15 protein-coding genes are annotated in these 23,303 nt (G+C 63.5%); 13 read left to right on the plus strand and 2 right to left on the minus strand.

What is annotated here, in order from left to right; genetic code table 11:
* The first annotated feature begins 203 nt into the window (after positions 1–203).
* From E8M83_RS11170 to E8M83_RS11190, 5 genes are read left to right on the plus strand one after another with little or no spacing between them, the layout of a single operon-like run.
* Positions 204–1,568, plus strand: a complete 1,365-nt coding sequence (locus E8M83_RS11170) for an efflux RND transporter periplasmic adaptor subunit (RefSeq protein WP_137173438.1) — start codon at positions 204–206, stop codon at positions 1,566–1,568.
* Positions 1,569–1,605: 37 nt separating this feature from the next.
* On the plus strand, positions 1,606–4,701 hold the full coding sequence (locus E8M83_RS11175; RefSeq protein WP_137173439.1) for an efflux RND transporter permease subunit: 3,096 nt from the start codon (positions 1,606–1,608) through the stop codon (positions 4,699–4,701).
* Entirely contained in the window at positions 4,698–7,967 is a 3,270-nt protein-coding gene (locus tag E8M83_RS11180) for an efflux RND transporter permease subunit (RefSeq protein ID WP_137173440.1), read from the plus strand. Before E8M83_RS11175 ends, E8M83_RS11180 begins: the two co-directional genes overlap by 4 nt.
* A gap of 5 nt (positions 7,968–7,972) precedes the next feature.
* Positions 7,973–9,397 (plus strand): efflux transporter outer membrane subunit, encoded by a 1,425-nt coding sequence (locus E8M83_RS11185; RefSeq protein WP_373995047.1) that lies wholly within the window; start codon positions 7,973–7,975, stop codon positions 9,395–9,397.
* A gap of 55 nt (positions 9,398–9,452) precedes the next feature.
* A complete protein-coding gene (locus E8M83_RS11190; protein WP_137173442.1) occupies positions 9,453–10,424 on the plus strand; it encodes an HDOD domain-containing protein in 972 nt (323 codons plus the stop codon).
* 202 nt (positions 10,425–10,626) lie between these two features.
* Here the strand turns inward: E8M83_RS11190 and E8M83_RS11195 are convergent, their stop codons facing one another.
* Complete coding sequence (locus E8M83_RS11195; RefSeq protein WP_137173443.1) at positions 10,627–11,949, minus strand: diguanylate cyclase; 1,323 nt, start codon at positions 11,947–11,949, stop codon at positions 10,627–10,629.
* Between the two features lie 159 nt (positions 11,950–12,108).
* Here E8M83_RS11195 and E8M83_RS11200 point away from each other — a divergent pair, with 159 nt between their 5' ends.
* The 3 genes from E8M83_RS11200 (at position 12,109) to E8M83_RS11210 (ending at position 15,454) form a co-directional block, all read left to right on the plus strand.
* A complete protein-coding gene (locus E8M83_RS11200) occupies positions 12,109–14,247 on the plus strand; it encodes a S46 family peptidase (RefSeq protein WP_137173444.1) in 2,139 nt (712 codons plus the stop codon).
* A gap of 86 nt (positions 14,248–14,333) precedes the next feature.
* On the plus strand, positions 14,334–14,936 hold the full coding sequence (gene pnuC / locus E8M83_RS11205; RefSeq protein WP_137173445.1) for a nicotinamide riboside transporter PnuC: 603 nt from the start codon (positions 14,334–14,336) through the stop codon (positions 14,934–14,936).
* Positions 14,933–15,454 carry an AAA family ATPase gene (locus tag E8M83_RS11210; RefSeq protein ID WP_137173446.1) on the plus strand — a complete coding sequence of 174 codons (522 nt, stop codon included), beginning with the start codon at positions 14,933–14,935 and terminating at the stop codon, positions 15,452–15,454. Before pnuC ends, E8M83_RS11210 begins: the two co-directional genes overlap by 4 nt.
* A 3-nt stretch (positions 15,455–15,457) precedes the next feature.
* Here the strand turns inward: E8M83_RS11210 and E8M83_RS11215 are convergent, their stop codons facing one another.
* On the minus strand, positions 15,458–16,597 hold the full coding sequence (locus E8M83_RS11215) for a hemin-degrading factor (protein ID WP_137173447.1): 1,140 nt from the start codon (positions 16,595–16,597) through the stop codon (positions 15,458–15,460).
* A gap of 316 nt (positions 16,598–16,913) precedes the next feature.
* On the opposite strand from E8M83_RS11215, the gene E8M83_RS11220 reads away from it, so the two are divergent.
* The 5 genes from E8M83_RS11220 to E8M83_RS11240 all read left to right on the plus strand — a co-directional run bounded on the left by E8M83_RS11220 (position 16,914) and on the right by E8M83_RS11240 (position 23,222).
* Complete coding sequence (locus E8M83_RS11220; protein ID WP_137173448.1) at positions 16,914–17,882, plus strand: HDOD domain-containing protein; 969 nt, start codon at positions 16,914–16,916, stop codon at positions 17,880–17,882.
* Between the two features lie 310 nt (positions 17,883–18,192).
* Positions 18,193–20,949 carry a type VI secretion system Vgr family protein gene (locus E8M83_RS11225; RefSeq protein WP_137173449.1) on the plus strand — a complete coding sequence of 919 codons (2,757 nt, stop codon included), beginning with the start codon at positions 18,193–18,195 and terminating at the stop codon, positions 20,947–20,949.
* Positions 20,946–22,235, plus strand: a complete 1,290-nt coding sequence (locus E8M83_RS11230) for a hypothetical protein (RefSeq protein WP_137173450.1) — start codon at positions 20,946–20,948, stop codon at positions 22,233–22,235. Before E8M83_RS11225 ends, E8M83_RS11230 begins: the two co-directional genes overlap by 4 nt.
* Before the next feature lie 2 nt (positions 22,236–22,237).
* Positions 22,238–22,585, plus strand: coding sequence for a hypothetical protein (locus tag E8M83_RS11235; RefSeq protein WP_137173451.1), 348 nt, complete (start codon positions 22,238–22,240; stop codon positions 22,583–22,585).
* Between the two features lies 1 nt (position 22,586).
* Positions 22,587–23,222 (plus strand): hypothetical protein, encoded by a 636-nt coding sequence (locus E8M83_RS11240; protein WP_137173452.1) that lies wholly within the window; start codon positions 22,587–22,589, stop codon positions 23,220–23,222.
* Positions 23,223–23,303: the final 81 nt, after the last annotated feature.

Below are 23,303 nucleotides of genomic sequence, written 5' to 3' on the forward strand. Positions count from 1 at the left end.
CGCGGCAGCGATTGCCGCGCCCGTTTTTTGTTTACTGCCCCTAAATAGCGGCGATCTGTGTAAATCGGCGTTAAGGCGGGCTTTCGAGGGCGATTTCAGCGGAACACCAATGTACGTTACGAAACATATCCCTTGAAACGCCCATGCTAAAGTCAATGTGAGCCGTATTGTGGAATTAGCATTTATATCGAACAAGGAAAAGCATGGACCAGCATTCCCCGACCCAACCGACCACCGGCCGACCAGTGCGCACCCGGCGCACGCGCATCATCGGCGGCGCGATCGCCGTGCTGTCGATGGTGGCGCTGGGCTACCTGGCCTGGTCGCTCACGCACCAGCCGGCGGGCGGGCCTGGCGGGCCGGGGATGGCGGCGGGCGGCCCTGGTGGCGGCCCGGGCGGGGGGCGTGGTCCCGGCGGTCCGGGCGGTCGGGGCGGCCCGGCCACCACGGTGGGCGTCGCCACCGCGGCGCAGGCCGATATCCCTGTCAACCTGGAAGCGCTGGGCACCGTGGCCGCCGCGGCCACCGCGACCGTGCGTCCCCAGGTGTCGGGCGTGATCCAGAAAATCCACTTCACCGAAGGCCAGATGGTCAAAGCCGGGCAGGTGCTGGCGACGATCGATCCGCGGCCATTCGAGATGGCGCTGCTGCAGGCGCGCGGCCAGCGCCAGCGCGATGAAGCCCAGCTCGAGAGCGCGCGCCTGATCCTGTCGCGCTACCGCACCCTGCTCGAACAGGACTCGATCGCGCGCCAGGAAGTCGATACCCAGGCCGCGCTGGTCAAGCAGCTCGAAGGCACGGTGTTGACCAACAAGGCGAGCGAGGGCACGGCCCAGCTGAACCTCGATTACGCGACGGTGCGCGCGCCGATCGGCGGGCGCGTCGGCCTGCGCACGGTGGACGTCGGCAACCTGGTCGGCAGCGGCGACGCGGCCGGCATCGCCGTCATCACCCAGCTATCGCCGATCGACGTCGAATTCGCCGTGCCGCAAGACCACCTGCCGGCGCTGCAGCGCCGCATTGCGCAAGCCAGCAAACTGCCGGCCATCGCGCTCGATCGCACGCGCACCGAGACACTGGCGAGCGGCAGCTTCATCGCGCTCGACAACCAGGTCGACACGCAAACCGGCACCGTGCGCGCCAAGGCCCGCTTCGCCAATACCGACAACCAGCTGTTCCCGAGCCAGTTCGTCAACCTGCGCCTGACCGTCAATACCTTGCAGGATGCGGTCGTGGTGCCGGTGACGGCGCTGCGCCATGGCGCCAATGGCGACTTCGTCTACGTGCTCAATGCGCAAGAGCGTACCGTGGCGCTGCGCACCGTCAAGCGTGGGCAGGCGACGGTCGACAAGGTGCAGATCGTGAGCGGCCTGAAGGTGGGCGAGCAGGTGATCACCGAAGGCGCCGACCGCCTGCGCGATGGCGCGAGCGTCGTGTTGCCGAACGATCGACCGGCCGGCGCCGTCGCGCGTGGCCAGGGGCAGGGCGCTCGCCAGGGACAAGGGCAGGGCGCTCGCCAGGGACAAGGGCAGGGCGCCGGCCGTCCGGCCCAGGGAGCGCAGCAATGATGTTGCGGTACCGCGATGATCGCGCGGGGAGCATCCGATGAGTCCATCCACTCCCTTCATCAACCGCCCGGTCGCCACCGCCCTCCTGATGCTGGCGATCGTGCTCTCGGGCCTGGTCGGCTACCGCTTCCTGCCCCTGTCGGCGCTGCCGCAGGTCGACTTCCCGACCATCCAGGTGCAGACGCTGTACCCCGGCGCCAGCCCGGAAGTGATGGCGCGCACCGTCACCGCGCCGCTGGAGCGCCAGTTCGGCCAGATGGCCGGCCTGACCCGCATGAGTTCCACCAGCGCCGCCGGCGTTTCGATCGTGACCCTGCAGTTCGCGCTGGGCGAGACGCTCGACGTGGCCGAGCAGGAAGTGCAGGCCGCGATCAATGCCGGCGGCTCGCTGCTGCCGACCGACCTGCCGGCGCCGCCGGTCTATGCCAAGGTCAACCCGGCCGACGCGCCGGTGCTGACCCTGGCGATCACGTCCGACACGCTGCCGCTGACCGAGGTGCAGAACCTGGTCAACACCCGCCTGGCGCTCAAGATCAGCCAGGTCTCGGGCGTGGGCCAGGTCTCGCTGTCGGGCGGCCAGCGCCCGGCGGTGCGGATCCAGGCCGATACCGAGGCGCTCGCGTCCTACGGCCTCGGGCTGGACACGCTGCGCACCGCGATCAGCGCCGCCAATGCCAACAGCGCCAAGGGCAGCTTCGACGGCCCGACCCGCTCGTATGCGATCAATGCCAACGACCAGCTGGTCACCGTCCCCGACTACGAAAGCCTGATCGTCGCCTACCGCAACGGCGCCCCCGTGAAACTGGACGAAGTGGCGAACGTGGTCGACAGCGCCGAGAACGTGCGCCTGGGCGCCTGGGCCAATATGAAGCCGGCGATCATCCTCAATGTGCAGCGCCAGCCGGGCGCCAACGTGATCGCGACTGTCGACGCGATCAAGGCGCGCCTGCCCGAGTTGCAGGCCGGCCTGCCGACGGCGCTGCGCATGGACGTGCTGAGCGACCGCACCACCGGTATCCGGGCCTCGGTCAAGCATGTGCAGATCGAGCTGCTGCTGGCCGTGGTGCTGGTGGTGCTGGTGATCTTCGCCTTCTTGCACAGCCTGCGCGCGACCATCATCGCCAGCCTCGCCGTGCCGATTTCCTTGATCGGCAGCTTCGGCGTGATGTACCTGCTCGGTTACAGCCTGAACAACCTGTCCCTGATGGCGCTGACGATCGCCACCGGCTTCGTGGTCGACGATGCGATCGTCATGATCGAGAACATCGCGCGCTATATCGAAAAAGGTGAGAAGCCGATGGCGGCCGCGATCAAGGGCGCGACCCAGATCGGCTTCACCATCATCTCGCTGACCGTGTCGCTGATCGCGGTGCTGATCCCGCTGCTGTTCATGGGCGACGTGGTCGGCCGCCTGTTCCGCGAATTCGCGGTGACCCTGGCGATCACGATCCTGATCTCGGGCGTCGTGTCGCTGACGCTGGTGCCGATGATGGCGGCGCGCTGGCTGCGTAGCCATGAACAAGAAAAGCCGAGCAAATTCGCCGTCAGGTTCCAGGCCTTCTTCGATCGCGTGATCGAGCGCTACGACGTGATGCTGGGGTGGGTATTGAAACGCCAGGGCCTGACCCTGCTGGTGGCGCTCGGCACCCTGGTGCTGACCGCGCTGCTGTGGATGATCATCCCCAAGGGCCTGTTCCCGACCCAGGACACCGGCCAGTTGCAGGCCAGGGTGCAGGCGCGCCAGTCGATCTCGTACGCCGACATGGCCAAGCTGCAGCAAGAGGCGGCGCGCCAGATCATGGCCGATCCCGAGGTCGCCACGGTGGCATCGTATGTCGGCGTCGATGCGGCCAACAACACCATGCTGCATACCGGGACCATGCTGATCAACCTGAAGGCCGACCGCGGCGACGCGCTTGAAACCATGCAGCGCCTGCGCCAGCGCGTGGCCAATGTGCCGGGCCTGCAGCTGTTCCTGCAACCGACGCAAGACCTGACCATCGACGCCGAGAGCGGCCCGACCCAGTACCGGCTGTCGATCGAAGGCGCCGACGAGGACACGGTCAACGAGTGGGCCCGCAAGCTCACCCAGAAAATCGGCAGCCTGCCCGAGCTGCGCACCGCCGTCACCGACGCCGGCGCGACGGGCGCCGCCGCCTTCATCGACATCGACCGCGACACCGCTTCGCGGCTGTCGATCACGGCCGCCTCGATCGACGACGCGCTGTACAGCGCCTTCGGCCAGCGCATCGTGTCGACCATCTTCACCGAAACCAACCAGTACCGCGTGATCCTGGAAGCGCAGCAGGACGAGGCGATGTCGATCGCCGCCCTGGGCCGCCTGCAGCTGCGCACCGGTTCCGGCCAGCCGACGCCGCTGTCGGCGATCGCCACCATCAGCGAGCGCCAGGCGCCGCTGCAGGTGATCCACGTGGCCCAGTACCCGGCGGCGACGGTCGGCTTCGACACGGCATCCGGCGCCTCTCTGGGGCAGGCGGTGAGCGCGATCCGCGCCGCGGCCGAGGAGATCGGCATGCCGGCCTCGGTCAGCATGACCTTCCTCGGCGCTTCCGGCGCCTACGAGGCTTCGCTGTCGAACCAGCTGTGGCTGATCCTGGCCGCGGTCGTCTGCGTCTACATCGTGCTGGGCGTGCTGTATGAGAGCTATATCCACCCGCTGACGATCCTGTCGACCCTGCCATCGGCCGGCGTCGGCGCGCTGCTGGCGCTGTGGGTCAGCGGCCAGGGCCTGGGCGTGATCGGCATCATCGGCATCATCCTCCTGATCGGCATCGTCAAGAAGAACGCGATCATGATGATCGACTTCGCGATCGAGGCCGAGCGCGAGGAAGGCAAATCTCCGCTGGTGGCGATCCGCCAGGCTGCCTTGCTGCGCTTCCGCCCGATCCTGATGACGACCCTGGCGGCGCTGTTCGCGGCGGTCCCGCTGATGCTGGGCACGGGCGAGGGCGCCGAGCTGCGCCGGCCGCTGGGCCTGGCCATCTTCGGCGGCCTGATCCTGAGCCAGCTGCTCACCTTGTTCACGACCCCGGTGATCTACCTGGCCTTCGACCGCACCGCGCGCCGCTGGACGGGTAAAGCACCGCACAAGACCGAAGGGGCGGGCGCATGAATTTGTCGCGCCCCTTCGTCGAGCGCCCGATCGCCACGGTCCTGCTGACCCTGGGCCTGGCGCTGGCCGGCATCGCCGCCTATTTCGTGCTGCCGGTGGCGCCGCTGCCCCAGGTCGACTATCCGACGGTGTCGGTGTCGGCCTCGCTGCCGGGCGCCAGCCCGGAAACCATGGCCTCGAGCGTGGCCACGCCGCTCGAGCGGCGCCTGGGCGTGATCGCCGGCGTGAACGAGATGACCTCGAGCAGCAGCACCGGCTCGACCCGCATCAACCTGCAATTCGAACTGAACCGCCAGATCGACGCCGCCGCGCGCGAGGTGCAGGCGGCGATCAATGCCTCGCGCGCCGACCTGCCGGCGACCTTGCGCAGCAACCCGACCTATCGCAAGGCCAACCCGTCGGACGCGCCGGTGATCATCCTGGCGCTGACGTCGAAAACGAAATCGCCGGCCCAGATCTATGAATCGGTGTCGAACCTGGTGCAGCAGCGCCTGGCCCAGGTCAAGGGCGTGGGCGAGGTGGAAATCGGCGGCGGCTCGCTGCCCGCGGTGCGGGTCGAGCTGGTGCCGTATTCGCTGAACCGCTACGGCGTCTCGGCCGAGGACGTGCGCGCCGCGATCCAGGCCAGCAATCCGAACCGCCCCAAGGGCGAGATCGACGGCAATGGCAACCGCCTGCAGATCTATTCGCAGCCGGCCGGCGGCGATGGCCGCAGCGCCAGCGACTATAAAGACCTGGTGGTGGCATGGCGCGATGGCGCCGCCGTGCGCCTGTCGGACGTGGCGAACGTGTTCGACGGCCCCGAGAACATCTATACGCTGGGCCTGTTCAACGGCCAGCCGGCGGTGATCGTGCTGGTCACGCGCCAGCCCGAGGCGAATGTGATCGAGACCGTGGACGGCATCCGCGACCTGCTGCCGTCGTTGCAGGCCCAACTGCCGGGTGACATCAACCTGGCGGTGGCGTCGGATCGCACCAATTCGATTCGCGCCTCGCTGCACGAGATCGAGTTCACCCTGGTGCTGTCGATCGTGCTGGTGGTGGGCGTGGTCAGCGTCTTCCTGCGGTCCCTGCGCGCCACCGTGGTGCCGGCGGTGGCGACCGTGGTGTCGCTGCTGGGCACCTTCGGCGTGATGTATGCGCTCGGCTTTTCGCTCAACAACCTGTCGCTGATGGCGCTGACGGTGGCCGCCGGCTTCGTCGTCGACGACGCCATCGTGGTGCTGGAAAACACCGCGCGCCATATCGAGAACGGCATGGACCGCATGCAGGCCGCGCTGCTCGGTGCGCGCGAGGTGGGCTTTACCGTGCTGTCGATTTCGCTGTCGCTGGTGGCGGTGTTCATTCCGCTGCTGTTCATGGGCGGCCAGGTGGGCCGGCTGTTCCGCGAATTCGCCGTGACCCTGTCGGCGGCGGTGCTGATTTCGCTGGTGATCTCGCTGACCACGACGCCGATGATGTGCGCCTGGCTGCTGCGCAAGGAAGACCCGGACAAGAAACCCGGGCGCCTGGCGCGCTGGTCCGAGAACGGCTTTGCGCGCGTGCTGCGTGTCTACGAGCATGCGCTCGACTGGGCGCTCGACAGCAAGCTGCTGGTGATGATCATCCTGCTGTTTACGGTGGCGCTGAACGTCTATCTGTTCTCCAGTGCACCGAAGGGTTTCTTCCCGCAGCAGGATTCGGGCCAGATGAATGGCGGCATCCGCGCCGACCAGAGCATCTCGTCGCAGGCGATGCAGCAAAAGATCTACCAGCTGGTCGAGATCATCCGCAAGGATCCGGCAGTGGACACCGTGGTGGCCTTCACCGGCGGCGGGCGCGCCGGCGGCGGCTTTATGTTCGTTAACCTGAAGCCCGTGGGCGAGCGCGACGTCGCCGCCCAGGCCGTGATCGCGCGTTTGCGCCCGCAGATGGCGAAGGTCACCGGCATCACGATCTTCTTGAATCCGGTGCAGGACTTGCGCATGGGCGGACGGTCCAGCAACTCCACCTACCAGTACACGCTCAAGAGCGACAACGCGGAAGACCTGAAACAGTGGGCCTCGCGCCTGGCCGAGGCCATGAAGGCGCAGCCGGCGCTGGTCGACGTCGACACCGACCAGGCCGAAAATGGCGTCGAAACCTATGTCACGATCGACAAGGAGACTGCGGCGCGCATGGGCATCAGCACGCGCGACGTGACCAACGCCCTGTACAACGCCTTCGGCCAGCGCCAGGTGGCCAATATCTACGATGAGCTGAACCAGTACCACGTGGTGATGGGCGTGGCGCAGAAGTATGCGCAGTCGCCCGAGGCCTTGAAGGACGTGTACGTGCCGGCGCGGCCGACCGGTGGATCGGGTGGCGTGGTGTCGGCCACCACCGGCACCGCGGCCGCCAGCGGTGCGGCGGGCGCCTCGACCTCGACGACCGCCAACCTGACCGCGGCGCGCGACCCGTCCGGTGGCCAGGCCCTGGCCAGCAACGCGGCCACCATGGTGCCGCTGTCGGCGATCGCGCGTTTCGCCGAGAGCGCGACCCCGACCTCGGTCAGCCACCAGGACGGAGAATTGGCGACCACCGTCTCGTACAACCTGAACCCGGGTTTCAGCCTGACCGACGGCGAGGCGGCGGTGCGCCAGGCCGAAGCCGATATCGGCATGCCGACCAATGTGCGCGGCAGCTTCCAGGGCACGGCGGCAGCGGCGCAAGAGTCGAGCAAGGAGCAGCCGCTGCTGATCCTGGCCGCGATCGTCGTCATTTATATTGTGCTGGGCATCCTGTACGAGAGCCTGGTGCATCCGGTGACGGTGCTCTCGACCCTGCCGTCGGCCGGCGTGGGCGCGGTGCTGGCGCTGCTGCTGTTCAAGATGGAGTTCTCGATCATCGCCCTGATCGGGGTGTTCCTGCTGATCGGCATCGTCAAGAAGAACGCGATCCTGATCATCGATTTCGCATTGGAGGCCGAGCGCGCGCGCGGGCTTACCGCGATGGAAGCGGTGCGCGAAGCCTGCATGCTGCGCTTCCGGCCGATCCTGATGACGACCCTGGCCGCGGCCCTGGGCGCGCTGCCGCTGGCGATCGGCTTCGGCGAAGGCTCGGAACTGCGCCGCCCGCTGGGCATCGCCATCATCGGCGGCCTGGTCGCGAGCCAGCTCCTGACCCTGCTCACCACGCCGGTGGTCTACGTCCTGCTCGACAAGCTGCGCACCCGCAAACTCGACGAACACAACCTGACCCGTCATCCTCACGAAGACGACACGGGTCCATCGCTGGCAAAACCATGATTTCTATGCGACATACCGTTCCAACACGTCTTACCCTGCTCGCCCTTGCCGCGGCCTTGGCCGGCTGCGCCGTCGGACCCGCCTACGAGCGTCCCGATCCGCTGCAGGCCGGCGCCGCGCTGCCGGGAACCTACAAGGAAGCCGAGGGCTGGGTGCCGGCGGCGCCCGCCGACGCGCTCGAGCGCGGCCCCTGGTGGACCCTGTTCGAAGACCCCGAACTCGACCGCCTTGCCAGGCAGGTGGAGGCCGCCAACCAGAACGTGGCGGTGGCGGTCGCCAACTATGCCCAGGCGCGCGCGCTGGTGGCGCAGCAGCGTGCCTCGCTGTTCCCGGTGGTGACGCTGGGCGCCGGCGCCGACCGTGCCGGTGGCGGAGAGCGCAGTGCAGATAATTCATACCGCCTGCAGATCGGCGCCAGCTGGGAGCCGGACGTGTTCGGCCGCCTGCGAAATGCCGTGACCGGCGCCGAGGCCAGCGCGCAAGCCACCGCCGCCGACCTGGCCAGCGCCGTCCTCGCGGCCCAGGGCGAATTGGCGATCAACTACTTTTCGCTGCGCCAGACCGACGCCCAGCGCGAGATGCTGGCCTCGACCATCGAAGGCTACGAGCGGGTGCTGCAGATCACCTCGAACCGCTTCGAGGCCGGCATCGCGGCGCGCTCCGACGTGCTGCAGGCCCAGACCCAGCTCGCCAATGCGCGCAGCGACGCCCTCGGCCTGCAAAACCAGCGGGCCCAGCTCGAGCATGCGATCGCGGTGCTGGTCGGCCAGACCCCGTCGACCTTCGCGCTGCCGCCGGCGCCATGGCATGTGTCGGTGCCGGACGTGCCGGTCGGCGTGCCGTCGACCTTGCTGCAGCGCCGTCCCGACATCGCCGCCGCCGAGCGCGACGTGGCGGCGGCCAATGCCGACATCGGCATCGCGCGTTCGGCCTATTTCCCCAATTTCGGCCTGTCGGCCAACTACGGCAATACCACCAGCCGCGTGGGCGACCTGTTCTCGGCGTCCGCCGCGGCCTGGTCGTTCGGCCTCTCGGCGGCCCAGACCATCTTCAATGCCGGCGCCACCCGCGCCAGCGTGCAAGGCGCCGAGGCGCGCCACCAGGCCACGGTGGCGCGCTACCGGCAGGTGGTGCTGGATGCCTTCGCCGCGGTCGAGAACGGGCTATCGGCCACCCGCGTGCTGGAACAGCAGCAGCAATTGCGGGCCGAGGCGGCCGAGGCGGCCGGACTGGTCGAAGAGCAGATCCTGAATCGCTACAAGGCTGGGCAGGTCAGCTATACCGAGGTGGTGCAGGCCCAGGTGACGGCGCTCAATGCGCGCCGCTCGCTGGTGCAGGTACAGGCCGACCGCCAGACGGCCGCGGTATCGCTGATCCAGTCGCTTGGTGGTGGCTGGCAAGAGGCGGCGCTGGCCACGGCCGCCCGTTAACTTCCGCTGCGCCAGGCATTACAATGCTGCGATTATTGATTGTCAGGCACACGCCATGAAAAACTGGATCAATCGCATGTTGAGCAGCGCCGACAAGGCGCCCGAGGCCGTCGCCGGCGCGAGCGCCGCGCCAGAGCAGGCCGCGCAAGACGATTACGGCGTCCAGGTCGACGCCGCGTATTACCGCTGGCTCACCGCGTCGGGCGGCTACCAGGCCGGCGCCGAGGTCGAAGAACACATCCTCGACCTGGTGCGCACCCTGGCGGCCGATCCGGTCGCGGCCAGCGGCCTGGTGCCGCGCGTGCCCGAGTTGATCCCGAAGCTGCTGCGCGACCTGGCCGACGACGACGTCTCGACCGGCGACCTGGCGCGCCAGGTCGAACAGGACCTGGTGCTGGTGGCCGAGGTGATCCGCGAGGCGAACAGCGCCTATTACCGGCCGCTGCAGGCGGTCAAGTCGCTCGACGTCGCCCTGATGATGATCGGCCAGAACGGCCTGCGCATGCTGCTTGCCCGGATCGCCTTCCGGCCGCTGATCAAGATGGCCGACCAGGGCTTTGCGCGCCAGGCCGCGCCGCTGGTCTGGAACCAGTCCGAGAAGTGCGCGCTGGCCTCGAGCCTGATGGCGCCGGGCCTGGGCGCCGGCGTGTTCGAAGCCTACCTGGCCGGCCTGATGCAGAACCTGGGCCTGGTGGTGGCGTTCCGCCTGGCCGAGCGCGCGGTCGAATCGGGCAAGATCCCCGGATCGAGCGAATTCGGCCGGCGCCTGTTCGACGTCAGCCGCGGCCTGTCGTCGACCATCGCCGCCCACTGGGAATTCCCGCCCGACGTGGTGGAAGGCATCGCAGGCTACGGCCAGCCGGACGGATCGCCGCTGGCCCGCACATTGGAACGGGGCGACCAGATCGCCAAGCTGCGGGTGCTGCTCGACGCCCGCGTGGTCGACGACGACGACGCGCTGGTCACTGAAGGCCTGGACAGTTTCGAGCGGCGCTGCCTGGGCAAGCTGACCGACTTGCCGGGCTGACCTGGACTGGGAAGCGTCGGGCTTGCTCGCGTAGGGTCGGCGGCTACGCCGCCGACGCGGTGATGGTTGGCTGCGAGATCATCCGACATGAAATCGGAGCCGATGCGAGATCACCCGACATGGAATTGGAGCCGATGCGAGATCACCCGACGTGGAATTGGAGCCGATAACAATCGACGCGTCGGCGGCGAAGCCGCCAACCCTACGGTGATTGCGTCGACACATCAGGGCAAATGCGATTGCGGCCAGTCTCCTTGGCCGTATATAACATCGCATCGGCCCGCAGGAACAGCTCGTTCTCGCTACGGTGTTCGGGAAACGCGGCCAATCCGCCGCTGAACGAAAAGCGCCGCAGGTCGCCGCGCGCAACCTGGAACTCGATCGCGCCGAAGGCCTGGCGCAGCGCATCGAGCCGGCGCCAGGCTGCATCGAGCGTGCAATCCCAGAACACGACCACGAATTCCTCGCCGCCGAAGCGCGAGAGCAGGTCGCGCTCGCCCATCTGCGGCGCCAGGCACAGGCACAGGCGCTTGATGACGATGTCGCCGAAGTGGTGGCCCCAGCTGTCGTTGATGGTCTTGAACTTGTCGATGTCGATCACGCCGAAGGCCAGCGGCTTTTCTTGTTGCGTCGCTTGCCGGATCAGGTCTTGCGTCTTGCGCTGCAGGCCGACCTTGTTCAACAGGCCCGTGGCGCGGTCCTTGCCGATCAGGTCCTTGCTGACGCGGATCTTGGCGGCGCGCCTGGCCAATTGGACCTCGACCATGCCGTCGCCGCTATCTTGCAGGATGGCGTCGAAACCGTCTTCCAGCGCACGCCGCGCCAGCGCGTCATCGGGCCGGCGCTGGAGCAGCACGATCTCGCGCACCGGATCGGCCTCGATATTCTTTTTCATGACCCGCGCCAGCGCTTCCTGGCGCCGGTACTCGTCGTCGGGAATCACGACCAGGTCGGGCTGCAGCGCCTTGACGCGCAGGTGCAGGGTGGCCGCATCGGGGTGGTGGACCACCTCGACGCGCTGCTCGCCGAGCGCTGCCGCATCCAGGCTGTCGGGCTGGCCGAGGTGGACCAGCGACACCAGGTCGCCGCGCCCCGTGCGCACGAACAGGTTGAACAGCTTGTCGACCAGGACGTCGTTGGCGATCGGCTTTTCGGCGTAGGCCAGGCAGTTGCTGTCCACCAGGCGCTGCTGGAGCAGGAAGCGGCTGCCCTGGCGGCTGGACTGGAGATAGACGTACTCGTGGCCGCGCGGCAGGCGTTCGAGCAGTTCGCCCAGCATCAGGGTCTTGCGGCTGTCTTGCAGGTCGGCCTGCATATTGTGCAGGGCGTCGAGGTCGATCACGAACAGGCTGCCGCCCCGGTCGGCCCCGACGGCGGCGGTGAATTCGGCCACTTCGCTGAAAAAACGGATGTCGAAATCGTATTTGTGCGCGTGCAGCAGCAGCTCGGCGCGGTTGTCCTTGATGAAGAAGCTCTGGGAGAGGAAGAGGACCTGGTGTCGGTACAGGGGCGCCTCGGTACTCATGTTGACTTGTCCTCTTTCTGCATAATGTGACATCTTGCCACGCCAATATGACGCGATGTTGACGCCACCGGGACGGCCGTCAATACGGCAGAAAACATGACGGGCATGACACAAGGGGGCTATACTCGCGCATTGTTTTTTTGATCCCGGGGACTTGTCTTGTTCAAATCGATCCTCCTGCCCGTGGCCCTCGCGGGCTTCGCCGGCGCCGCCTTCGCCGATGAAGGCCAGTGGCAACCGCACCAGCTGCCGCAACTGAAATCCGAACTGAAACGCATCGGCATCACCATGCCGGCCGAGAAGCTGGCCGACCTGGGCAAGCATCCGATGAGCGCCATCGTCTCGCTGGGCGGCTGCTCGGCATCGTTCGTGTCGCCCGACGGCCTGGTGGTAACCAACCACCACTGCGCCTACGGCGCCATCCAGCGCAACGCGACGCCCGAGAAGAACTACATCGTCGACGGCTTCCTGGCCAGGACCCGCGCCGACGAACTGCCGGGCGGCCCGAACACGCTGGTGTACGTGACCGAGAAGGTCGAGAACGTGACCGGGCGCGTGCTCAAGGACCTGAACCCGTCGATGTCGGGCCGTGAGCGCCACGCACTGGTCCAGTCGCGCATCAAGGCCCTGGTGGCGGAATGCGAAACCGACAAGTCCACCCGCTGCTCGGTGCCGGCCTTCCACCGCGGCCTGGAGTACTACCGCATCAAGCAGCTGATGATCCGCGACGTGCGCCTGGTGTACGCGCCGTCCGACCGCATCGGCAACTATGGCGGCGACATCGACAACTACGAATGGCCGCGCCACGTCGGCGACTATGCCTTCTACCGCGCCTACGTCGGCAAGGACGGCCGTCCGGCCGATCCGTCGCCCGACAACGTGCCGTACAAGTCGAAGGACTTCCTGGTCGTATCAAGCGAAGGCCTGAAGAACGGCGATCCGATCCTGCTGGCCGGCTATCCGGGCCGCACCAGCCGCTACAAGCTGCCGAGCGAGATCCGCTTCGCGCGCGACCTCGACTTGCCGGCCAAGGCCGCGAGCATCACTGCCGACCTGTCGGTGATCGCCGCCGCGACCCAGGGCAACCCGGCCTGGAACGTCGCGTATGCGAGCGTCGACAAGGGCCTGAACAACGTGCTCAAGAAAACCAGGGGCCTGCTGGACGGCTTCGCGCGCAAGGACATCGCCGCCATCAAGGATGTGCAGGATGCCGAGTTCCGCGCCTGGCAGAAGTCGCACGCGGGCGCCAATACCGGCCTGCTGGCGGAGCTCGATGGCGTGATCGCGCAGGACATGGCGCTGCAGCGCCAGGAAGCGGCGTGGCTCGAAGCCACCCACAGCGACCTGCTCAAGAGCGCGCGCACCCTGTACCGCCTGGCGCTGGAACGCCAGAAGCCGGACGCCCAGCGCGAAAGCGGCTACCAGGAACGCGACCTGTCGTTCATCAGGGCGCGCCTGACCCGCCTGGAGCAATCGTTCGTGCCGCAGGTGGACCAGGCCCGGTACGCCGCCGCGCTGGCGCGCTATGCGCAGATCGACGCCAAGGTGCGTCCACAGGGCGTGGATGCGCTGCTGCCGGCGCACGATGCGCTCGGCGGCATGGTTAAGGCCAGCGAGCTGTCGGACACCGCCAGGCGCCTGGCCTGGATCGGCAAGACTCCCGAGGCTTTCCGCGCGTCGCGCGATCCGTTCATCGTGCTCGCGGTGCGCCTGCACGAGGCCGGCATGGCGCTGGAAGAACGCCGCAACGAGATCGACGGCAACCTGGAACGCGTGATCCCGCAGTACATGGCGGCCGTGATCGCGTGGAAGAAATCGCAGGGCAAGCCCGTCTATCCGGACGCCAACTCGACCTTGCGCGTGACCTTTGGCACCGTGTCGCCGTTCTCGCCGCGCGACGGCCTGGTCAAGGGCCCGTTCACCACGGTCGAAGGCATCCTCGAGAAGGAAACCGGCAAGGATCCGTTCATCGTGCCGGCGCCGCTGAAGGAAGCGATCCAGGCCAGGCGTTACGGCGTGTTCAAGGATGCGGCGCTGGGCACGGTGCCGGTCAACTTCCTGTCGAGCGCCGATACCACCGGCGGCAACTCGGGTTCGGCGGTGATGAACAAAAACGGCGAACTGATTGGCCTGAACTTCGATTCGACCTATGAATCGATCACCAAAGACTGGTATTTCGACACCGCCATCACGCGTGCGATCCACGTCGACATCCGCTACATGCTGTGGGTGATGAAGGAAGTCGATCACGCCGATAACCTGCTCAAGGAAATGACGATCAAGTATCCGAAGAAGTAATTTCGGCCACGTCGTTACTGCCACTGGCAGTAACGACTCCCCGCCGGGCTCCCGCCTGCGCGGGGACGACGGTTCTTCTGCCCACTATGAACGAAGCCCTCATTCTCGCCGGTCTCACGACCTCGCCGCTGGAGCTCATCTCCTTCGTGCTGGCAGCCATCACGGTCATCCTCAATATCCGCCAGGTACACTGGGCCTGGTTGTTCGCGATCGTCTCATCGGCGACCTATGCGGGGGTGTTCTACGACGCGCGCCTGTACGGCGACATGGGGCTGCAGTTCGTGTTCATCGCGGCCTCGGTCTGGGGCTGGTACCAGTGGCTGCACGGCGGCGGCAAAACCGATGCCGCGCCGCTGGCGCCCACTTTCCTGAAGCCGGGTGGGCGCGCCTGGTCGCTGGCGGCATGGCTGGTGTGCTTCGTGATCCTGTCGACCTTCCTCGACAATTTCACCGACACCGACGTGCCGCACGCCGACGGCTTCCTGACCGCCGGCAGCCTGGTGGGCCAGCTGCTGCTGGCGAAGAAGAAGGTCGAGAACTGGCATGTGTGGATCGCGGTCGACATCCTGTACGTCGGCCTCTACCTGTACAAGGGCCTGGTGCTCACGGCCGTGCTGTACGGCGTGTTCGTGCTGCTGGCGATCGCCGGCCTGCGCACCTGGGCGGCGCTGGCGCGGGAGCGTGCATGAGCGTCGAGCCAGCACGGGTCGCCATCCTTGGCGCCGAGTCGTCCGGCAAGTCGACCGTGGCCGAAGCGCTGGCGCGCCGCTACGGCACGCTGTGGGTGCCCGAATACCTGCGCGAATTCGTCGATACCCGGGGGCGGGTGCCGCACGAGCAAGACCAGTACGCCATCGCGCTGACCCAGCGCGCGCGCGAAGATGCGGTAGCGCGCGACGCGCGCCGCTTCCTGTTCTGCGATACCACGCCCCTGATGACGGCCTTGTACAGCCGCGTGTACTGGGGCAGGGTGGATGCGCAGCTGGCCCGGCTCGACGCGGGCCACGACTACGCCTGGACGTTCGTGACGGCGCCCGATACCCCATGGGAGCCGGATGGCCTGCAGCGCGAATCGGAAGAAGTGCGCCAGCTGGTGCACAGCATGCTGCTCGAGACGCTGGCCGCGCGCGGCATCGACTATATGCTGCTCGAAGGCGACTTGCCGCACCGGATGCGGCAAGTCGAAGCGCTCCTGGGCCGGATCTGAGACTCAGGCCTTCGGCAGGCTGGCCGCCAGGTCGAGCCACGACTGCGGCTGCGGCTTGCCGCGTTCGCGCACGCCGAAGAAGGTCACTACCAGTTCGCCCTGGTCGTCGAAGAACTCGATCGAGGTGACGCCGGCGCGGCGCACCACGTAACCGCTGCGCAGCGCGCTGTCGCGCAGGTGCAGGTTGAAGTCCGGGTCGAGCACATTGAACCAGCCGTCGGCCGCCATCACCTTGTGCACCTTGCCGCTATAGATCTGGGTCAGGGCGCCATTGCCAAGGAAGGCCATGAGCGCCACCTGGCTTTTCGACGCGTCTTCCAGCAGCTTGCGCACGCCTTGCGGTGCGATTTTCTGTACCACGCCGCCCGGCGCCAGGCGCAGCGCCTGCTCGCGCGTCAGGCCGAACTCGGACACGATGCGGTTAAATTGGTGCACATCGGTCATCTCTTGCCAGGCGGCCTGGAATTCCTTGACGTCGATCGCGCTGTCGGGTTTTGCGGCGGGCTTGGGGGCCGCCGGCGTCACGTCCAGCGGCGCGCCCTGGTTCGGATTGCGGAACTCAAGCGCCAGCTTGTCGAACACGGCGATATTGGCGTCGTCGCGCAGATAGAGCTTGTGCACTGCGTTGCCGTGGGCGTCGAAGAATTGCAGGCTGCGGCTGACCGCGCCGTCGCGGCCGGGCTGGGTCACGGCGAAAGCGTACTTCCACTTGGCGAACTGGAAGCGCAGGTCGATCGGGCCGCCCAGGTAGCCGCCGGCGATGTTCAGGTTGCGCGCTTCGCGCTCGGCCTCGTCGGCGCTGCCTTTCTCGGCCTGTTTCGGGATGCGCATGGCGGTGCCGGTGGTCTCGATCACGCCGTTTTCGTTGCGGGTGAGGGCCATCACCTTGCCCAGGTCGAGGGCGCGGCGCATGATCTCGCGCGGGGCATGGTCGGTTTCCTTCAGGCGCACCACGGTAGTGCCGATGCCGGTGGCGAGCAGCTCGGCTTCGGATACCTTGAGCTGGCGCGCGGCGTCGCGTACCTGCAGGCGCGGCTCCTTGGCCTTGAGGGCATTCCACTGCTCCAGCAGCGGCGAGGCGGCGTGGCCCGGAATGACGGCCAGGGCGATGGCGGCGGCCAGGATGTGGCGGGTGAATTTCATGGGCATGTTCTCCTTATTGTATGAATGGACCAGCTCGAGGGGGCACATGCTCCGCCCAGCAAGCTTGCGAGGCAGGACAGTTGAATTGAGCTAATTACTGAGAATGATTATCATTTATTATATATGGTAAATGATAATCATTATTATTTGCAACATCAGCGGCAGAATTTTTGCCAACGCACGCCTCCCCATGTCGTCGGTGTTTGATGGAGAGCGATGCCAGCGTCGTTACAAACGATAAATCTTTACGAGATGATGACTATTTGTTTCCATATGGCATTACAATCATTTGATTTTGACTGCGTGGCGGAGCGCTATGAAAAACTGGATTGGACGCTTGTTGGGCGGTTCGGACAAAGAGGCGGAAGCGGCGGCCAGCGTCAGCACGCCGACGGCGCCTGAACATGACCAGGACCTGGTAGACCAGGTACACGCCACCTTCTACCGCTGGCTGACCGCGTCCAGCGGCTTCAACGCCAGGCCCGAGCAAGAGGCGCAGATCCTGGCCGAGGTGCGTTCGCTGGCGGCCGATCCCGTGTGCGCGTCCGGCCTGGTACCGCGCATTCCCGAGCTGGTGTCGCAACTGCTCACCGCGCTGTCCGACGAAAACATCTCGACTGGCGCGCTATCGGCCCAGGTCGGACGCGACCTGGTGCTGGTGGCCGAAGTGATCCGCGAGGCCAATAGCGCCTATTACCGGCCGGTGACGCCGATCGAGACGCTGGAAGGCGCGGTGACGATGCTCGGCCTGAACGGCCTGCGCATGCTGCTGGCGCGAATTGCGTTTCGCCCGCTGGTGCGGGTCAAGGTGCAGGGCGTGGCGCGCCAGGTGGCGCCGAATGTGTGGAAGCATTCCGAACGCTGCGCGTTTGCCGCCAGCGTGATGGCGCCGGGCCTGTCGGCCGGCGTGTTCGAATCCTACCTGGCCGGCCTGATGCAGAACCTGGGCCTGCAGGTGGCGTTCCAGGTGGCCGACCGCATCTGCGAGGGCAAGGTACCTGGTTCCAGCGAATTCGGCGTGGCGTTGTTCGCGGCCAGCCGCGAGTTGTCGTCGGTGATCGCCAATCACTGGGATTTCCCGCCCGAGGTGGTGGAAGCGATCGAGCAGGCGGGCGACCCGGACGGATCGCACCTGGCGCAAGCGCTGGCCCAGGGCGACCGCATCGCCAAGCTACGGCTGCTGCTCGATGCCGAGGTGATCTATGACGACGATACGCTCATCACCAAGGGGCTCAATGGCTTTCAGCGGCGGTGCCTGGGCAAGCTCGAGGATTTGTCGGACTGAGCGTACTTCTGGCCGCCGGCCACGCGTTCAGCGGATCAATGACACCCCCTATCTAATATTGTTGGCTGATCACCTCAGAATGTTGAGTCTGAGGTGTAGGACTCATTACGCGCATATTCGATAGCTTATCGACAGCCAATAGCGCCAGCTCACGGTTTTGCTGAAATAGCGCAAAACGCACGGGTACCGCAAGCGTACGATTCCCTCGCTGCATTTTTCGATTAGCAAGATTCGGCATTTGCCAGACCTAGCAGGTCATGGCATGTACCGATTTTGATCATAACTAATCCAGAGACGGGATGGTCCTCCAATGGTCGATCTGAATCAAGCCATGGCTCTCAATCGGGCGCTCATCGGCCAGCAAAATCGGCTCCTCAAACTGACCACCACTCTTGGTGACGACGTGCTGTTACCGCAGCGCGTGATTGGCCATGAGCGACTAGGAAGGTCTTACGAGTATGCGATGGACGTGATCGCCGTGCGCCATGACATCGAACTGAAAAAGCTCATTGCCCAGCCGGTAACCCTGTGGTTGCAACAGGACGATCGCAGCTACTCGCCCGTTCACGGGTACGTGCACACGGTTAAACGGCTTGGAAGCGATGGCCTGTTGACCTATTGCCAGATGTGCTTCGGGCCGTGGCTGCATTTCCTGAGATTCAGACGAGACGCGCGTATATGGCAGGACAAGACAGCGGACGATATTTTGGTTGATGTATTCAGGGGGCATCCCCAAGCACAAGGGAATTTCCGTTTCCATTTGAGTGCTCCTGTGGCCCCGCGTTCATACTGCACTCAGTACGAAACCGATTGGAACTTCGTCCAACGATTGATGGAAGAAGAGGGTTGGTACAGTTACCACGAACAGAAGGAAGATGGCACTGGTCACGTGCTCGTCATTACGGACTCGACCGATCATCTCAAGGCGGTCTCGCCAGAACGTGTTCAGTTTCATGGCGCAAGTACTGAGGACGAAGCGCACAAAATCATTCACTGGAGCGCTAGCCGTAGCCTGGCGCCGAGCCGATTCGCAACCAGCACGGATGATTACAAATCCCCCCGTTTTCCGAAGCAGACAAATATCTCTGTTTTCCCGGAACATGGCGATTTACCAAACCAGCTAGAGATATACGAGTACACGGGCGCCTACACTTATTCAAGACAAGAGCTGGGCGACAGGCAGTCGCGCATTCGTGTCGAAGAGTGGGAATCGACGATGAAGCGGTTCTATGGGGTATCAGGTCTGCGTTCACTGTCAGTCGGGCACTGGTTCACGCTGGACGATCATCCGGCGCATCGATCCGATCCAGTTGATGACCGTCAATTTGTCGTTATCGCCGTCGAGTGGTGCATCGAAAACAACCTGCCCTTTTCAACCAAGTCCAAGGAGTTTCCAGGGAGCCTTTCGCTGCAGACCGAGTCGTTCAAGACTGCCAACGGGCGACGTCTTCATCAGGACGTGGCAGGAGGTGGGGCGTCGAGCGACCAACAGACTGGTCATTGCTTCAATCGGTTTGAGGTGCAACGTCGCAAAGTCCCATTCCGCAGTCCAGCGGAGCATGTAAGGCCAGCCCTTCATCCACAAACTGCTGTCATCGTGGGGCCTGCCGGGGAAGAGATCCACACCGATGACCTCAACCGTGTCAAGGTCCGGTTGCGCTGGGACCGGATCAACCCGGGCGACGACAGGGCTTCTTGTTGGATGCGCGTTAGCTATCCGAATGCGGGACAGGGATGGGGAGGCTTGCATGTGCCTCGTGTTGGACAAGAGGTCATCGTTACCTTCCTCGGCGGCGATGCTGACAGGCCGGTCGTTACCGGTCGGCTGTACAACAACGATCAAGGGCCGCAATGGCATACCGATGGCAAGCTCTCTGGTTACAAGTCCAAGGAGTACAAGGGCGCCGGTTTCAATCAGCTGGTCCTGGATGATACGAGCACGCAAAACAGGATTCATCTGTACAGCACGAACACTCATGCGCAGCTGAACCTCGGCTATCTGGTATCCCAGAGCGGGAACGAGCGAAGGCGCTTTTTTGGGTCCGGTTTTGCGCTCAGCACGGACGATTTTGGCGCCATCGTCACGCACAAGGGTCTGTATATCAGCACCTATGGACGGCCCGGTGCACAGGGAACGCAGCTCGATGTAGCCGAAGCCACCGGCCAACTTAAGGCCGGAGCCTCGCTGACGAAGACATTGTCGGAGACTGCATCAAAAGCAGGCGCGGAAGCTTTGGTGGGACAAGAAGCGCTCGACCACTTTATCGACGCAACGCAAGACCGTTACCAGGGCGAGAGCCAGGGAGAAGCTAATCGGTTCAAGGAAGCGATATTGCTCGTCGCATCGCCATCCGGTATCGGACTGACCAGCGCTAAAGGAACACATGTGCACTCCGGTGAGGAAGTCACGTTCTCCTCGGGCAAGGACATCAACGTCGCCGTGGGCAAAAGCCTGCTCGCCAGCGTAGCCGAGAAGATCAGTTTGTTCGCATCCAACGCTGGCATCAAACTATTCGCGGCAAAAGGAAAGGTCGAAGTACAGGCGCAGAGCGACGATCTCGACATCATCGCTGAGAAAGTGCTGCGCCTGCTGTCGACCACGTCCCGCATCGAAATCCATGCGAAGGAAGAGGTCGTGATCTCTGCAGGAGGTTCGTCCGTCAAAATCGATGCCAGTGGAATTACTGAAAGCACGTCCGGGAAATGGATTGCGCATGCGTCGATGCATTTGATGCCTGGACCTGCAACGAGCAATTATGTGATGCCGCATTTGCAGAAGGCGGAATTGCAGAAGACGGATCTTGAATTTCGTCACATGACTGACTGGGGAGCGCCATTGGCAGGCGCAGCGTACAAAGCCACACTGAGCGACGGAAGTACGCGCAAGGGGACGCTCGATGCGGAAGGCATAGCTCGGATCAGCGGCGTACCAGCCGGCGCAATGGCGAAGATCGAGTACGACTACCGTCCAATGCAGGCAAGTTCCACCGTATCCGCCGAGATGGATAGCGATATCGATGAGCTGCTGAACTGGCAGGCCAGCCCTAGCAAGAGTGGTGCCGTATGAGTCAGAACCACCGAATGCCAGACAGTGGTTCCATAGTTGACGAGGCATGGGGCCATGTCGTTGGCGGTATGGACTGGCTGAAGTCGGTGTTCTTTGGAGAGTTCGTCGACAATCGCCCGCTCTCTGCTGTCGTCGTGGATATGCTCGTCAGCTTCGTGCCTGGCGTTGTCATCGTTACCAGCGCCAGGGACGCGATCGCGGTCATCCTACGGCTGGCGAATCACCCAGAAAAGCGCGAGGAGCTCATGGAATGGGTGCTCTTATGCGCATGTCTGATCACCATTGCGTTGCCGATCGCGATGGCGGCCGGTGGGGCAGTGGCCGCAGGAGTCGGCGCTGTTGTTGGCGGGATCGCTGGATCTGAGCTGGGTGCCGCGCTGCGCGCGGTGATGCTCATGCTGATCAAGAATGCGCAAAAACTGGTGGAGCTCGTCCAGTTCCTGCAGAAATTTATCAAAGGCGACGTCTTGAAATTTCTTCGCGCCGTGAAGTTTATTCAGTACGAGAAGCCGTTGCTGCAGGCCCTGACCAAGATTACTGGCAAACTTTTGGATATAGTCAGATCGTTGCGGACGCATTTTGAAGGACTGCGCTATTTTGAAGTTGTTAAAGGTTCCATCGCTAAGTTAGCAGAGTGGGAGCGCAAGTTCTACGATGTACAGCAGGATGCGCTTAGGCAGATTCCTAGGGCACTGGTTGAACTCGATGCGAGGTTGGTTAAGGTATTATCTGAGACCGCACCGAAAGAGGCGCATACTGTGCCGGCGGGTATTAAGGTAGGCGGAGAGAGAATAGCGACGCCGCCAAAGCAGCGGGTGCGGGATACTCCGGGCAAGGTGTTGTCTAAGTTGGATGGCACGGATCCACGGTCCGATGCGAGTTCTAGGGGTGTTGCCTCCAATAGGCAGTCATCCACTTCTACACCTACTCCAATTTTGAAGACTCCGCCTGGTGATAAGCCGGATGTCGGTAAGCCACCAGAAACTCAGGGAAATACGAGGAAGCAGACAGCTGCTGATGTCGCGGCAGCCGCCGACCGTGCGCGAATTAGTCAGCTATCCGAGGAGGCTCGACTAGCTGCGAAACGAGGAGATGCTGGACTTGCGAGAACGAAAATTAACGAAGCCCAGGATATACTGAAGCCCTACTTGCCAAGAAAAAATTCTAATGACAGTTGGGACGAGGTTGTTAAACGTTTGGACGTATCTTCACCTAAGGATAAGGCGGTTTTTGGTCAGGCGATCCAAAGGCAGCCAAACAATTCGCGGAAAGTATTGGCGGGGTGACCTTGGAGACCACTTCTGGAGGGAGTGTCATTGATAATTGGCCTGATTTGAAAGATTATAACTGGACTGGTGCGAATGGAGATCCTCCATATGCGAGGGATCTGTGGGCTGGCGTTTCCGAAAAATATGCCGAAGCAGCTAGCGGAAATATCAACGTTCTCCAAACTCCCGAGAAACTCTCAAGCACCAATACATTGTGGTATAACGTTGAAAAAATTGTTTTGCGGGATAAGATGGTTATTGGGGAAGTCACCTCAATCAAGATTCATGAAATTGATATGCGCGGTGAGGTTCGAGTCTTAGGAAAAGAGAAAATACAAGAATTGCTGGGTTTTAAAGGTGGAGTTTGAGATGACTAATAATCTAAAACGTTTCTATGAATTTTTCGAGAAAAATGACTCGGAGAGATATCGCGGGATCGATGAAAGTTATTTTGCGAATCTTAATGAGCTCGATAAGCAGGAGGCTTGGAGTTTTCTGGAAAAAAGTCGTAAGTTGTCCGAGGATAGTATCCGCGCGCTACACATTCTTGATAAGGTCCATGCTGTTGATATTTTCAAAAAGGTTATCTCTCAACCGCTTGTGAAATCTCAATATCCTACTCAACGATTCGAGGCTGAGCGCTGCAGGTTATTGATGCTGTCGTACATTCTCGAAGTTTGCGCTAAAAGGCAATATTTCCTGGAGGCGACAGTTTTCTCCAACAGTGAATTTGAAGAGGTGAGAGCTGGATTTGCAGAATCTGTTCCTTATAGTAAGACAATTCCTGAAGTGGTGGAGGCACTGAAGAAAATGATTCTTGTAGAGACAGCGCGAGCACCGCTCGGCGGTGCAGTGGCAAAACTAATGGCAATTCACGGGATGGATTTCGATGTCGATAATCCAAAATACAAATCGACTTATCTTGAGCTGCGATCAGGTTCTGTTGAAGATAAGATTCGAGCGATGAAGCGGCTTGCAGCAGTACATAGCCCGGAATATGTATGAATTTCCAAGTTAAGGAAGGGCGCCACCGGCGTAGAGCACTGCTGAGAAGGCTGCAGGGGGAGTGACATGAGCTAGAGATGC

It is taken from the genome of Massilia sp. HP4, assembly GCF_005222695.1.
In the GTDB taxonomy this organism is placed as follows: domain Bacteria; phylum Pseudomonadota; class Gammaproteobacteria; order Burkholderiales; family Burkholderiaceae_D; genus Telluria.

Bases quoted from the DNA above. Each gene is read 5' to 3' on its own strand.
- E8M83_RS11170 (WP_137173438.1), top strand. From the start codon at position 204: ATGGACCAGCATTCCCCGACCCAACCGACCACCGGCCGACCAGTGCGC.
- E8M83_RS11175 (WP_137173439.1), top strand. From the start codon at position 1,606: ATGAGTCCATCCACTCCCTTCATCAACCGCCCGGTCGCCACCGCCCTC.
- E8M83_RS11180 (WP_137173440.1), top strand. From the start codon at position 4,698: ATGAATTTGTCGCGCCCCTTCGTCGAGCGCCCGATCGCCACGGTCCTG.
- E8M83_RS11185 (WP_373995047.1), top strand. From the start codon at position 7,973: ATGCGACATACCGTTCCAACACGTCTTACCCTGCTCGCCCTTGCCGCG.
- E8M83_RS11190 (WP_137173442.1), top strand. From the start codon at position 9,453: ATGAAAAACTGGATCAATCGCATGTTGAGCAGCGCCGACAAGGCGCCC.
- E8M83_RS11195 (WP_137173443.1), bottom strand. From the start codon at position 11,949: ATGAGTACCGAGGCGCCCCTGTACCGACACCAGGTCCTCTTCCTCTCC.
- pnuC (WP_137173445.1), top strand. From the start codon at position 14,334: ATGAACGAAGCCCTCATTCTCGCCGGTCTCACGACCTCGCCGCTGGAG.
- E8M83_RS11210 (WP_137173446.1), top strand. From the start codon at position 14,933: ATGAGCGTCGAGCCAGCACGGGTCGCCATCCTTGGCGCCGAGTCGTCC.
- E8M83_RS11215 (WP_137173447.1), bottom strand. From the start codon at position 16,597: ATGAAATTCACCCGCCACATCCTGGCCGCCGCCATCGCCCTGGCCGTC.
- E8M83_RS11220 (WP_137173448.1), top strand. From the start codon at position 16,914: ATGAAAAACTGGATTGGACGCTTGTTGGGCGGTTCGGACAAAGAGGCG.
- E8M83_RS11225 (WP_137173449.1), top strand. From the start codon at position 18,193: ATGGTCGATCTGAATCAAGCCATGGCTCTCAATCGGGCGCTCATCGGC.
- E8M83_RS11230 (WP_137173450.1), top strand. From the start codon at position 20,946: ATGAGTCAGAACCACCGAATGCCAGACAGTGGTTCCATAGTTGACGAG.
- E8M83_RS11240 (WP_137173452.1), top strand. From the start codon at position 22,587: ATGACTAATAATCTAAAACGTTTCTATGAATTTTTCGAGAAAAATGAC.